Source organism: Nonomuraea thailandensis, from assembly GCF_024172165.1.
Classification (GTDB): Bacteria; Actinomycetota; Actinomycetes; order Streptosporangiales; family Streptosporangiaceae; genus Nonomuraea; species Nonomuraea thailandensis.
Map to the genome: position 1 here is coordinate 1,177,088 of NZ_JAMZEB010000002.1, position 12,170 is coordinate 1,189,257.

Genomic DNA, 12,170 nt, shown 5'->3' on the forward strand with positions numbered 1-12,170 from the left:
CGGGGACCTCCCCGCTAGACGCGGGCGCGGGGGGCCGTCAGCAGCAGCCCGCCGAGCAGCGCCAGCACCGCCAGGAACGGCCCGCCGCCGGGCGCGAACCCGCCGACCGTCAGCGTCAGCACGCCGCCGCCGACCAGCCCGGCCGCCCCCAGCATGCCGCGCCAGCCCGCCGTGCCGTACGGCAGCGACGGCGGCGTCTCGAACCGGGCGAACCCCTTCAGCAGCGGCCACATGACCAGGCACAGCAGCCCGAACCAGACCGGCCAGCCGGCGAACCACAGGACGCTGCCGGGCCGCGGCGTGTCCACGCCCAGCAGGACCACGACCACGCCGGTCACCGCGAACAGGGCCGGCATGTGCCACAGGTACATGGTCATGATCCGCGGCCCCGCCCAGGCCAGCAGGCGGCGCGTGGGCAGCCGCACCAGGGCGGGGCGCAGCCACACGGCCAGGCCGACCTGTCCGAGGCCGACGGCGAGCATGGCCAGCGTGGGCGGGGCCATGTTCGACACCTCCGCGCCCGGCAGGCCGATCATGCTGCCCGGGTAGGGGCCGTACGCCACCAGCAGCGCCGCCGCGCCGAACCCGCCGAGCGCCGGCGCCCACGGCGCGCGCAGCCTGCCCTCGGCGTAGAAGAGGCCGAGCTGGTGCACGGCCATCCAGACGAACACCACGTTCAGGTAGCCCACCGCGTCCACGCCGGTCGAGAACCTGGCCACGTCCGTCAGCACCGCCCCGGCCGCCAGCGCCACGGGGACCCGCCAGCCGTGCCGGTCGTGCAGGCGCAGCGCGTACGGGGTCGCCGTGACGGCGATCAGGTACACGGCCAGGAACCACAACAGCTGGCCCGTCAGCTTCGCCCCCACCTCCAGCGGCTGCGCCGGCACGCCCAGCGACAGCAGGATGTGCGGCAGCGGGATCCACACCGCGGCCAGCGGCAGCAGCGGCCAGGCCAGCCGCCGCAGCCGCACGGCCAGCCACGACGGCGCGGGCTCCGCGGAGCGGCGGAAGCTGATCGCGTTCGCCACGCCGCCCGCGAAGAACACCAGCGGCATCACCTGGCTGAGCCACGTGACCACCCACACGCCGGGAGTCGACAGGGCGTTGCCCGTCGTCAGCCGGTCGCCGTCGTAGTCGAGCACCGGGATCGTCCAGTGCTGGAACACGATCAGCGCCATGCCCACCACCCGCAGCAGGTCGATGAACGGATCGCGCGCGGCCGTCACGCGGGCGGCCGGCGCGGCGACAGGACGGTCCAGCAGGACGGTCATGGGAGCCTCGATTCAGGGGGAGCCAACGCACTCAAGGCTTCCGCCACGGGCCCCGCCGCACATTGCCGCGAGCCACCGTTCCCGGGTCGCGGTCCCACGACCGGTCGGGGTAGGGCTGGCCCTACCCCCGCACACCTGTGCACCGGCTCGTACCAGCCGTCCGGGCGCTCTACCGTTGGGGCCATGCGCTCCCTGACGAGGCGGGTCCTCCTTGACACCCGATACACGCTGGTCGGCTTCCCCACGACGCTGATCGGCTTCGTGCTCATGGTCACGGGCTTCGCCGCCGGGCTCGGCACCGCGGTGGTGTGGATCGGCGTGCCGCTGCTGGCGGGCACGCTCATGATCGCGCGGGGCTTCGCCGACGCGGAGCGCGGCTGGTTGTCCGACGTGCTGCGGCGGCCGCCCGTACGGCCCCGCTACAAGCCCGTCCCGCAGGGCGCCGGCCGGTTCCGCCGGCTGGTCAACCCGCTGACGAGCGGGCAGTCGTGGCTCGACCTGCTGCACGGCGTCATCAACCTGCCGTTCGCCGTCATCGGGTTCGTGCTCACGATCGTCTTCTGGGCGATCCCGCTGGCCGGCCTGACCTACCCGCTGTACGGCATCGTCACCTCGAACATCCCCGGCAACACCGAGCTGCCCGAGCTGCTCGGCCTGGGCGACGGCTACCTGGTCAACTCCGTCTTCTACGTCTCGCTCGGCCTGGTCTTCACCCTGATCATGCCGTTCGCCGTGCGCGGCGCCGCGCTGGTGCGGGCCGGGCTCGGCAGGGCCCTGCTGACCGGCGTCGCCGAGCTGCAGGAGCGCATCGACGACCTGGCCGAGGGCCGCGCCGCGGCCGTCTCCGCCGAGGCCAACGCGCTGCGCAAGCTGGAGCGCGACATCCACGACGGGCCGCAGCAGCGGCTGGTCTCGCTGGCCATGGAGCTGTCCAGGGCGCAGCGGCAGCTCGCCAAGGACCCGGAGGCGGCGCAGGCCACGATCAAGTCCGCGATCAGCGCCACCCGCGAGACGCTCGACGAGCTGCGCGCGCTCTCGCGCGGCATCGCCCCGCCCATCCTGTCCGACCGCGGCCTCGCGCCCGCCCTGGCCGCCCTGGCCGGCCGCTGCACCGTCCCCGTCGATCTGGACGTGCAGACCGTCGAGCGCTACCAGGCCGCCGTCGAGAACGCGATCTACTTCGTCTGCGCCGAGACCCTCACCAACGTGGCCAAGCACAGCCGCGCCACCATCTGCACCGTCCAGCTCGTCCGGGTCGGGAACGTCCTGATGCTCACGATCGGGGATGATGGGGTCGGCGGCGCACACGTCGCCAAGGGACACGGGCTCGCCGGGCTGGCCGACCGGCTCCGCGCAGTCGACGGGGAGCTGACCGTGCAGTCGCCCGACGGCGGGCCCACATTGATCGTGGCGGAGGTGCCGTGCGGGTAGTCGTGGCCGATGACGCGGTTCTGATCAGGGAGGGCCTGGTCAGATTGCTCGAGGAGTTCGGCTGCGAGGTGGTGGCGACCGTCGGTGACGGCGACGCCCTCGTGGAGGCGATCGCCGAGCACAAGCCGGACGTGTCGGTGGTGGACGTGCGCATGCCGCCGTCCTTCACCGACGAGGGGCTCAGGGCGGCCGTGGAGGCCCGGCGCAGGGTGCCGGGGGCGCCCGTGCTCATCCTGTCGCAGTACGTCGAGGTCTCCTACGCCGACGACCTGCTCGCCGACGCCAGGGGCGCGGTGGGATACCTGCTGAAGGACCGGGTCGTCGACGTGGACGAGTTCCTGGAGGGCCTGCGGCGGGTGGCCGCGGGCGGCACCGTGTTCGACCCGCAGGTGGTGTCCCAGTTGATGGTGCGCAGGCGCAAGGACGACCCGCTCGCACAGCTCACGCCGCGCGAGCGCGAGGTGCTGGGGCTGATGGCCGAAGGGAAGTCCAATCCGGCCATCGGGCGGCAGCTCGTGATCAGTGACGGAGCCGTGGAGAAGCACATCAGGAGCATCTTCAACAAGCTCGGTCTCTACGCGGAGGACAGCGATCAGCATCGCCGGGTGCTCGCCGTGCTGACCTACCTGCGTTCCTGATCGTCTGGGGGTTTCCGACCCCTCGGCCTGGCCCGCCGTCGAGCGGGGCGGCTTTCCGCTCGCCGGTCCCTCCTGGCCAGTGAGGGGTCGCTGGCCGGTCCGCGCGGCGTTCCGCGCGGACCTGGCCGCTCGGGTTTAGCCGAGCGCGTCGACCAGCTTCTTGCGCTGCTGGGCGCCCAGGCCGCCGAGGCGGCGCTTCTCGTCGACGCCCGCCTCCTCCATCAGCGCGGTGGCCTTGGCCGGCCCGACGCCCTTGACGGCGCGGAGCGCCTGGGACACCTTGATCTTCTTGGCGATGTCGTCATCGCGCTCCAGCAGCTGAGCGAACGTCAGCTCGCCCGCCTTGACCTTGGCCAGCAGGGCCGTGCGGGCGGCACGGGCCTCGGCGGCCTTGGCCAGAGCGGCTTGACGCTGCTCGGGGGTGAGAGTGGGAAGTGCCATCTCTGTTCTCTCCTCGGGGAGTTAACGTTCGGGTTCTGTTACCCGTGGTGCAGTGGCTAATCATGGCGGATACCAGCGGTTCGTGTTGCGGAAAGCGCCCGCTCAGCGTGCACCCCACACCGATGCGGCCGCTTCGGCGCACGCCACGTCCTGCGTGATCGTGCCTCCGCTGACCCCTACGCCGCCGACCACGCGTTCTCCCTCACCGTAGCCGGACCACAGCGGAACGCCACCTCCGAAGCAGACGAAACCGGCCCCCGCCAGGCCCGCCAGCTCCCCTCCCTGAGCGGCCAGCGCGGGCAGCTCGGAGGTGGGCCTGCGCAGGGCGACCGACGTGTACGCCTTGCCCTGCGCCAGGACCGGCCCGGAGATCTCCGCACCCTCCATACGCTGGAAAGACACCAGGTTCCCGCCCTCGTCCACGACCGCGACGGAGACCGCCGCGCCCTCCCGGAACGCCTGCTTCAGAGCCGCTTCCGTCATGCGGAGCGCGAGTTCGAGATTCACGCGGTCTTCCCTCGGATCAGGATGGGCGCAGCGCCTTGGACCCTTCCATCCGTACCGTCCTCCGGCGGGGCTCCGCAAGATCACCTATGTGACCTCGGACGGGAGGCGTTATGGCGCGCTTTCCCCGTCCAGGGTGGAATGCGTCACACTTTGCCGGTCGGGCGTGTCGCGAGCCTGGTCAGGGTGGTTTTTGCGCCAGGCTTCAAGGCCTTCGGGTGTGAGGAGGCCGTCGAAGACCGACTCCATGGCGCCCAGGAGCGAGCCCCGCCACCCGAGCGCCGACGCCTCGATCCTCGGCGGGCAGTCGCGGCGGATCGCCATCAGGCCCGGCTCGCAGGCCGCCAGCAGAGCCTCACCGGCCCGCTCGCGCAGCTCCACGCCGTGCCCGGACAGGGTGACCACCTCCGGGTCGTGCGCGTTGACGAGGGCGGCCACGCCGCGTCCCAGGGCCCTGGCGGCCGCGAGGACGGCCTCCTCGCTCGTGGCCAGCACCTGCTCGGCCTGCTGCCTGCCCCTGCCGCCGCCGTAGGCGAGGCCGACGTGGCGCAGCAGGGCGTTCGCTCCGACGTCCATGCCCCAGCAGCCGATCGCGCCGCACGGGCAGCGGCGCTCGCTCCCGCCGATGCGCATGTGGCCGAACTCGGCGCCGGCGCCGCTCGCCCCGGCGACCGCGTGGCCGTCCAGGACCAGCACGCCGCCCAGGTCGAAGTCCACGTGCAGGTGCACGCCGACCCGGACGCCGCGCAACCTGCCCCTGCGGGCCTCGGCCAGCGCGGCCAGGGCCGTGTCGTTGCCGACCACGAGCGGTGTCCCGAGGCTTCCCAGCAGGGCGGGGACGTCGACCGAGCGCCAGCCGAGGTGGGCGATGTCCACCAGGCCGCCGTGGCGGATCGGCCCGGCGAGGGCCACCCCGACGCCGGCCACGCGGGCCCCGAGCCGGCGGCCGTGCCCGGCGATGGCCTCGCCCAGCGGTCCCAGCGTGCCCTCCGGCGTCCCGTCGTGGGGCCGTACGTCGAGCACCGTGACGCGCCCGCCCAGCTCGCACGCGGCCAGCTCCCAGGCGTCCTCCCGCACGTCCACGGCCAGCGCGACGGGCCCGCGCGGATGCGGGCCCGGCACCTGGGTCGGGCGCCCGCGCGTGTGCCCGGGGGCCGGCTCCTCGTGCAGCAGCCCGTCCTCGGCCAGCCCCGCGACGAGCACGGAGGCCGTGCCCCTGGCCAGGCCGAGCTCCCGCGTGAGCTGCGACCGGGTGCGGGTGGCCCCGCAGTCGTGCACGGCGCGCAGCAGCCTGACCCGGTTGTGCGCGCGAAGCTCGCCGCTCGTTGTGGCTCCATTCACGTTTCACAGTTTATGCTCTAGCCGTGAACAAAACCCCCCTTGAGGCAAAACGCGCTCGTGTCGGTGTTTTCGGATTCTTCTTCCTCGCCGGTTTCGTCATGGGGCTGTGGGCCGCCGGCCTGCCGTCGCTGAACGACCGCCTCGAACTCGGCCCCGCCCGGCTCGGCAGCGTCCTGCTGCTGATCTCCGGCGGCGCGCTGGTGTCGATGCTGGCGGCGGGGCCGCTGGTGGACCGGTGGTCCAGCCGGCGGGTGTGCTGGTTCGCCGGGCCGTTCTCGGGTGTGGTGCTGCTCGGGCCCGCGCTGGCGCCGTCCTACTGGTGGCTGGCGGTGCTGGCGGTGCTGTTCGGCATCGGGCTGGGGGTGACCGAGGTCGCCATGAACGCCCACTCCGTGGAGGTCGAGCGGGTCTACGCGCGGCCGATCATCTCGGCCTTCCACGGCGTGTGGAGCCTGGGCGGGGCGGCCGGCGGCGGGCTCACCTCGCTGGCGCTCCAGGGCGGGGTGGACGCGCAGTGGCTGCTGATCGTGGCGGCGGTGGTGGTGCCGTTCCTGTACCTGCCTGCGGCGTACCTGCTGCTGCCGGTCCCGCCCGCGCACGAGTCCGCGTCCCCTTCCGAAGGGTCGGCGCGGGACGGGTCCTCGCTGCGCTGGGGGCTGATCGCGCTGCTGGGGCTGGCGGCGTTCGCGGGGCACCTGAGCGAGGGGGCGGCCATCGACTGGGCCGCGCTGCACGCGCGGTGGGTGCTGGAGACCGATCCGGCCATGGCGCCGCTGGCGTACACGATCTTCTCCGTGGCCATGACGACCATCCGGCTGCTGGGCGACCCGATCAGAGGACGGCTCGGCTCCGTGCGCACGATCCAGCTCGCCGGCGTCTTCGCCACCCTGGGGTACGCCCTGGTGCTGGCGTCGCCTTTCGCGGGGGAGCCGCTGCGGGTGGTGTGCGCGTGGACCGGGTGGGCGCTGGCCGGGGTGGGGCTGGCGACGGTCGTGCCGGTGCTGTTCAGCGCCGTGGGGGCCGCCGGTGGGCGGGTCGGGCGGGCGCTGGCCATGGTGACGGCGTTCGGGTACAGCGGGCTGCTGCTGGGGCCCGCGGTGCTCGGGTTCGTGGCCGAGCACGCGTCGCTGCCGGTCGCGCTCATCATCCCGGCGGTGATGGCGGCCCTGGTCACGCTCACGGGCTCGCCCGCCATCCGCTCCCTGCTGCGACTGTCCGCCGCTCCGGCGCCGGTCGCCCTCCCCTCGGGGACGCGTTCCGGCGACGAGCCCGTCCCGGACGGCGAGCCCCAGCCCGCCCGCGACTGAGCGGTCCGCACGCGCGCGGGCGTTCCGGCGCGCCTGGGGCACAGGCGCGCCGGAAATTTGCGTATATAGCCCCTGACCTGGTGTTATGCGATCGTGACTTGACCCGCAAGTTACGCCCATGTTTCATGTCCCCAATCCGTAAACGTTTACAGCCATCGGGTCGTAAACGTTTACCTCCAGTTGGAAGGACAGCCTTGGCCGACGGACCCACGATCAACACGATCGCCGAGCGCGCGGGCGTCTCGATTGCCTCCGTCTCGCGGGTGCTGAACGGCCTGCCGACCAGGCAGGAGACCGTGCGCAAGGTGATGGCCGCCGCCGACGAGCTCGGCTACGTGCGCAACGCCGTGGCCAGGTCGCTCAAGTCGCGCCGCACCCACCAGGTCGCCTTCGCCATGGCCGACGTCGGCAACCCCGCCTACCTGGCCATGCTGCGCCAGATCCAGCCCGTGCTGAAGGCCGCCGGCTACCGGCTCGTGCTGCACTCGACCGACGCCGTCGTGGCGGACGAGATCGACGTGCTGCACAGCCTGGGCGAGCGGTACGTGGACGGTCTGATCATGAGCCCGCTGCGCGTCACCGAGGCGCACCTGCAGATGCTGGCGACGGCCAGGGCGCCCGTCGTGATCATCGGCTCGGTGCCCGAGGGCACGCGGGTGGACAACGTACGCGCCGACTCGCGCACCGGCGTGCGGCTGGCGGTCGACCACCTCTACGCGCTCGGCCGCCGCCGCATCGCCATGATCAACGGCCCGCTCGACACCGTGCCCGGCGCCGCCCGCGGGGCCGCGTACCGGGAGGCGCTGGAGGACCTCGGCCTGCCGTACGACGAGAACCTCGTGCAGATCGGCGACTTCTACCGCCCGGAAGGGGCGCTGGCCGTGGCCGCGCTGCTCGACCGGGTCCCCGACGTGGACGCGCTGATGTGCGCCAACGACCTGATCGCGCTCGGCGCACTCGACGTGCTGCGCGCGGCGGGCAAGCGGGTGCCCGAGGACGTGGCGGTGGTCGGCATGGACGACACCGACCTGGCCGCGGCCTCGTGGCCGTCGCTGACCAGCGTCTCGCTCGGCTCGGCCGAGCGCGGCAAGGCCGCCGCAGAGCTGCTGCTGGAGCGGCTGCGGGGCGTCGACGGCGAGCCCAGGGTGGTCACCGTGCCCCCGCGCCTGGCCGTGCGCGCCTCCACCGCGGGCCCCGGCTACGACAGAGAGGAGGGCGCACGGTGACGGCGACCGTGACGCGACCGGCGCCGCCGCGAGGGCCGCGGGCCAGGCGCCGCGGGATCTCCCGCCAGACGCGGGAGATGTGGGTGCTGATGCTGCCGGCCCTGGTGCCGGTGCTGCTGTTCAGCGTGGGCCCGCTGCTGTACGGCATCGGCCTGGCGTTCACCGACGCCCGCAACACCCGCGTCCACCAGACCGAGTTCGTGGGCCTGGAGAACTTCTCCCGCCTGCTGACCGACGACGAGTTCTGGTCGTCGTTCCAGATCGGCGCCATCTGGGCCGTCTCCGTGACGGTGCTGCAGTTCCTGGCCGCGCTCGGGCTGGCGCTGCTGCTCAACGAGAAGCTGCGCTTCAGCGGCGTGGCCAGGGTGCTGTCGGTGGTGCCGTGGGCGATGCCGCCGGTGGTCATCGGCCTGATGTGGAAGCTCGTCTACCACCCCGACGCGGGCGTGCTGAACGACCTGCTCGGCACCGACGTCAACTGGCTGGCCGACTTCTCGCTGGCGCTGCCCGCGATCATCGTGGTCGGCATCTGGGCCGGCATGCCGCAGACCACGGTCGTGCTGCTGGCCGGCCTGCAGAACATCCCCAAGGAGCTGTACGAGGCCGGCGAGATGGACGGCGCCGGCACCTGGCGGCGCTTCTGGAACATCACGCTGCCCCAGCTCCGGCCGGTGATCGTGGCGATCACCTCGCTCGACTTCGTGTGGAACATCAACCAGTTCGGCCTGGTGTACGTGCTCACGCAGGGCGGCCCCGGCGGCCGCACGCGGCTGCCGATGTTGTTCGCCTACGAGGAGGCGTTCAGGTACCGCATGGCCGGTTACGCCTCCATGCTCGGCCTCGCCATGGCGATCGTCGTGCTCGCGGTGCTCGGGCTGTACCTGTGGCGGCAGATGAGGGAGGCCAAGTGAGACGCGCGTCGCAGTACGTCGCCCTGGTGGCGTACGTCGTCTTCCTGGCGTTCCCGCTGCTGTGGCTGCTGTCCACGGCACTGAAGACGCCCCAGGAGATGGCGCTGACCGAGCCGACGTGGATCCCGCGCGAGCCCACGCTGGCCAACTTCGGCGACGCCTTCGGCGAGCAGGACCTGGTCGGCGCGTCGCTGCGCAGCCTGGTCGTGGCGCTGTTCGCGAGCGTGATCACGGTGCTGATCTCGCTGCCCGCCGCCTACGCCATGGCGCGCTACCGCAGCCTGATCAACAAGATCGCGATCGGGTGGGTGCTGGTCAGCCAGGTGTTCCCGTTCATCCTGATCATCATCCCGCTCTTCATGATCCTGCGCGACCTCGACCTGGTCAACACGCTGCCGGGGCTGGTCGTCGTGCACGTGACGTTCACGCTGCCGTTCGCGCTGTGGATGTTGCAGGGGTACGTGCGCGCGGTGCCGCCCGAGCTGGAGGAGGCGGCGGCCGTGGACGGCGCCGGGCGGCTGCGCTCGATCGCGAGCGTGGTGGCCCCGCTGCTCGCGCCCGGCGTGGTGGCCACGCTGCTGTTCTCGTTCATCTCGTCGTGGAACGAGTTCATGTTCGCGCTCGTGATCCTGCAGGACCCCGAGGTCATGACGCTCCCGCTCACGCTGGTGAGGTTCACCGGCCCGGAGGGGGTGGCCAGGCTCGGCCCGCTGGCCGCGGCGTCGCTCATGGCGACGATCCCGAGCCTGATCTTCTTCGCAATCATTCAGCGGCGACTGAAGTCCGGCCTGATGGCCGGCGCCGTCAAGGGCTAGTAGGAGGCTCATATGCGAATCACGTCCGCTCTGGCGGCCGCGGCGGTTCTCACGCTCGCCGCCGCGTGCGGCGGGGGAGGCGGCGGCAGCGAGTCGTCGTCGTCCCCCGACGAGCCGGTGAAGATCGATTTCCTCAGCCTGGCGTGGCAGAAGGAGTCCGTCGCCGCGAACAAGCAACTCGTGGACGAGTGGAACAAGGCCAACCCCGGCATCCAGGTCACCTACGTCCAGGGAAGCTGGGACAACGTCAACGACCAGCTCGTCACCCAGTTCGCCGGCGGCACCGCGCCCGACGTCATCCACAACGACTCGCCCGCGCTGTCCGGCTTCGCCTCCGACGGTTACCTGCTGGACCTGAAGGACAAGCTGCCGGCCGAGCTCAAGAGCGACATCCCGCAGACCGCCTGGGACACCGTCACCTTCGGCGACGGCAAGGGCGGCCAGGGCGTGTACGGCGTGCCGTTCCTCCAGGAGTCGCAGGTCATCATCGCCAACAAGAAGCTGCTGGACGAGGCCGGGGTCCGCATCCCCACCGCGAACGAGCCGTGGACCTGGGACGAGTTCTCCGCGGCCGCCAAGAAGATGACCAAGGGCGAGTCGTACGGCGTGGCCTGGGCCATGAAGTCGCCCGTCAACAAGACCCTCAACCTGGCGCTCAACTTCGGCGGCACCTTCTTCCAGACCGGCGCGGACGGCAAGACCACCGTCAAGGTCGGCCCGGAGGAGCGCGAGGTGCTCCAGCGCATCCACGACCAGCTCTACAAGGACAAGTCCGCCGACCCGGACGCGCTCGGCCAGGGCACCGCCGACCCGCTGCCCGCCTTCTACAAGGGCAAGTTCGCGATGCTGCCCGCCGGCGTCTACCTGCGCCAGCAGGTCGTCGAGCAGGCGCCCGACGGGTTCGAGTGGGTCACGCTGCCCGCGCCCAAGGGCACCAGCGCCCAGCAGGGCGCCGTCTCGCAGACCCTGTCGATCGCGCAGGAGAGCGAGCACCCGGAGGAGGCCATGAAGTTCATCTCGTTCTTCCTCAACGGGGCCAACCAGGCCAAGCTCGCCAAGGGCGACTGGCTCCTGCCCACCTCCCAGAAGGCCGCCGCCGACCCGGCCATGACCACCGAGGAGAACGGCTGGGACGTGGCCACCGCCTCCGCCAAGAGCCTGGTGGTGGCGCCGTTCCTGAAGGTGAACGGGTTCGACGAGTGGAAGAGCAAGGTGGCGACTCCGGCCCTGCAGGAGTACTTCGCCAATAAGATCAACATCGACCAGGTGGCGGCGAAGCTGGTCGAGGACGGCAACAAGGTGTTGGAGCGTTACCAGCGGTGATCGACGTGCGGGAAAGGGCCCGGGGGTGCCTGCTCGGCCTGGCGGCCGGCGACGCCCTCGGCGCCCCGGCCGAGAACCTCACTCCCGAGGAGATCCGGCGGCGGTGGGGGCGGCTCACCGAGATCGAGGGCGGGGGGACCGATGACACGGAGTACGCCGTCTTCGCCGCCTCCCTGCTCGTCCGCCACGGCCACGAGCTCACCCCGGCGGACGTGGCCGCCGCCTACCGCTCGGAGATCATCCCTCTCGTGGCGGGACCGATGCGCGGCGCCGGCTTCTCCGAGCTCGGCACCATCGAGGCCCTCCGCCGCGGCCTCCAGCCCCCGCTGACGGGTCTGACGCACTCGCACGGCTGGTCGGACGGCCTGGCCATGCGCGCCGCCCCGTACGGCGTCTTCTGCCCGGGGGATCCGGCGGAGGCGGCGCGGCTCGTGGAGCAGGACGGGCTGGTCAGCGGCTCCGGCGAGGGCATCCTGGGCGGTCGCGCGGTCGCCGGCGCGGTGGCCGCGGCCATGGGCGGGGCCACGCCCCGCGAGGTGGTGCTCGCCGCCCTGTCGGTCGTCCCGGCCGACTCCTGGACGGCCCGCAACGTGGTGCGCGCCTGCGAGGCCCTGGACGCCGCCGATGCGGCGGAGGTGGTCGAGGCCCTGCACAGGGCCGTGGTGGTCAGGCACTACCCCTGGACCGACGTGGCCCCGGAGGCGGTCGCCCTCGCCATGGCCGCGTTCCTGGCCGGGGACGGCGACGTGGAGGCGGCCGTGACGTTCGGGGTGGGCCTGGGCAGGGACGCCGACACGATCGGCGCGATCGCCGGCGCCATCGCCGGGGCGAGCCGGGGCGAGCGGGGCGTCCCCGCCCGCTGGGCCGCCAGGATAGGCCCCGTGACGGGCAAGTGCCTGCCCGTCGTGGCCGGAAGACACGTGCTGGACGTCGCCGACGAACTGGCGGAAGGACTGTAGATC

12 protein-coding genes are annotated in these 12,170 nt (G+C 72.3%); 8 read left to right on the top strand and 4 right to left on the bottom strand.

Going from position 1 to position 12,170, the window contains the following annotated elements; translation table 11 throughout:
- Window positions 1-14: 14 nt before the first annotated feature.
- Window positions 15-1,271, bottom strand: a complete 1,257-nt coding sequence (locus tag HD597_RS09495; RefSeq protein ID WP_253741563.1) for an acyltransferase family protein — start codon at window positions 1,269-1,271, stop codon at window positions 15-17.
- A gap of 183 nt (window positions 1,272-1,454) precedes the next feature.
- On the opposite strand from HD597_RS09495, the gene HD597_RS09500 reads away from it, so the two are divergent.
- Both HD597_RS09500 and HD597_RS09505 read left to right on the top strand, forming a co-directional pair.
- Window positions 1,455-2,702: a sensor histidine kinase gene (locus HD597_RS09500; RefSeq protein ID WP_253741566.1), complete on the top strand. Its 1,248-nt coding sequence runs from the start codon at window positions 1,455-1,457 to the stop codon at window positions 2,700-2,702.
- Window positions 2,693-3,340: a response regulator transcription factor gene (locus HD597_RS09505; protein WP_185103121.1), complete on the top strand. Its 648-nt coding sequence runs from the start codon at window positions 2,693-2,695 to the stop codon at window positions 3,338-3,340. Before HD597_RS09500 ends, HD597_RS09505 begins: the two co-directional genes overlap by 10 nt.
- A 135-nt stretch (window positions 3,341-3,475) precedes the next feature.
- On the opposite strand, the gene mihF is transcribed toward HD597_RS09505, so the two are convergent.
- From mihF to HD597_RS09520, 3 genes are all read right to left on the bottom strand, one after another.
- The gene (gene mihF / locus HD597_RS09510; RefSeq protein WP_043641121.1) at window positions 3,476-3,781 is read right to left on the bottom strand and encodes an integration host factor, actinobacterial type; all 306 of its coding nucleotides are present in this window, start codon (window positions 3,779-3,781) and stop codon (window positions 3,476-3,478) included.
- A gap of 102 nt (window positions 3,782-3,883) precedes the next feature.
- Window positions 3,884-4,288 (bottom strand): GlcG/HbpS family heme-binding protein, encoded by a 405-nt coding sequence (locus HD597_RS09515; RefSeq protein WP_253741568.1) that lies wholly within the window; start codon window positions 4,286-4,288, stop codon window positions 3,884-3,886.
- Window positions 4,289-4,396: 108 nt separating this feature from the next.
- On the bottom strand, window positions 4,397-5,626 hold the full coding sequence (locus tag HD597_RS09520) for an ROK family transcriptional regulator (protein WP_253741571.1): 1,230 nt from the start codon (window positions 5,624-5,626) through the stop codon (window positions 4,397-4,399).
- Between the two features lie 23 nt (window positions 5,627-5,649).
- Here HD597_RS09520 and HD597_RS09525 point away from each other — a divergent pair, with 23 nt between their 5' ends.
- The 6 genes from HD597_RS09525 to HD597_RS09550 all read left to right on the top strand — a co-directional run bounded on the left by HD597_RS09525 (window position 5,650) and on the right by HD597_RS09550 (window position 12,167).
- Window positions 5,650-6,933 carry an MFS transporter gene (locus tag HD597_RS09525; RefSeq protein WP_253741574.1) on the top strand — a complete coding sequence of 428 codons (1,284 nt, stop codon included), beginning with the start codon at window positions 5,650-5,652 and terminating at the stop codon, window positions 6,931-6,933.
- 194 nt (window positions 6,934-7,127) lie between these two features.
- Window positions 7,128-8,159 (top strand): LacI family DNA-binding transcriptional regulator, encoded by a 1,032-nt coding sequence (locus tag HD597_RS09530; RefSeq protein WP_253741576.1) that lies wholly within the window; start codon window positions 7,128-7,130, stop codon window positions 8,157-8,159.
- Window positions 8,156-9,070: a carbohydrate ABC transporter permease gene (locus tag HD597_RS09535; RefSeq protein WP_253741577.1), complete on the top strand. Its 915-nt coding sequence runs from the start codon at window positions 8,156-8,158 to the stop codon at window positions 9,068-9,070. Before HD597_RS09530 ends, HD597_RS09535 begins: the two co-directional genes overlap by 4 nt.
- Window positions 9,067-9,885, top strand: a complete 819-nt coding sequence (locus tag HD597_RS09540) for a carbohydrate ABC transporter permease (RefSeq protein ID WP_253741578.1) — start codon at window positions 9,067-9,069, stop codon at window positions 9,883-9,885. The genes HD597_RS09535 and HD597_RS09540 overlap by 4 nt, the downstream gene beginning before the upstream one ends.
- Before the next feature lie 12 nt (window positions 9,886-9,897).
- Window positions 9,898-11,208 carry an ABC transporter substrate-binding protein gene (locus tag HD597_RS09545; protein ID WP_253741580.1) on the top strand — a complete coding sequence of 437 codons (1,311 nt, stop codon included), beginning with the start codon at window positions 9,898-9,900 and terminating at the stop codon, window positions 11,206-11,208.
- A 5-nt stretch (window positions 11,209-11,213) separates the two neighbouring features.
- Complete coding sequence (locus HD597_RS09550) at window positions 11,214-12,167, top strand: ADP-ribosylglycohydrolase family protein (RefSeq protein ID WP_253741582.1); 954 nt, start codon at window positions 11,214-11,216, stop codon at window positions 12,165-12,167.
- Window positions 12,168-12,170: the final 3 nt, after the last annotated feature.

What these genes read in the sequence shown, in the direction of transcription:
- HD597_RS09545 (WP_253741580.1), top strand. Translation starts at nt 9,898, where the DNA reads ATGCGAATCACGTCCGCTCTGGCGGCCGCGGCGGTTCTCACGCTCGCC.
- mihF (WP_043641121.1), bottom strand. Translation starts at nt 3,781, where the DNA reads ATGGCACTTCCCACTCTCACCCCCGAGCAGCGTCAAGCCGCTCTGGCC.
- HD597_RS09500 (WP_253741566.1), top strand. Translation starts at nt 1,455, where the DNA reads ATGCGCTCCCTGACGAGGCGGGTCCTCCTTGACACCCGATACACGCTG.
- HD597_RS09495 (WP_253741563.1), bottom strand. Translation starts at nt 1,271, where the DNA reads ATGACCGTCCTGCTGGACCGTCCTGTCGCCGCGCCGGCCGCCCGCGTG.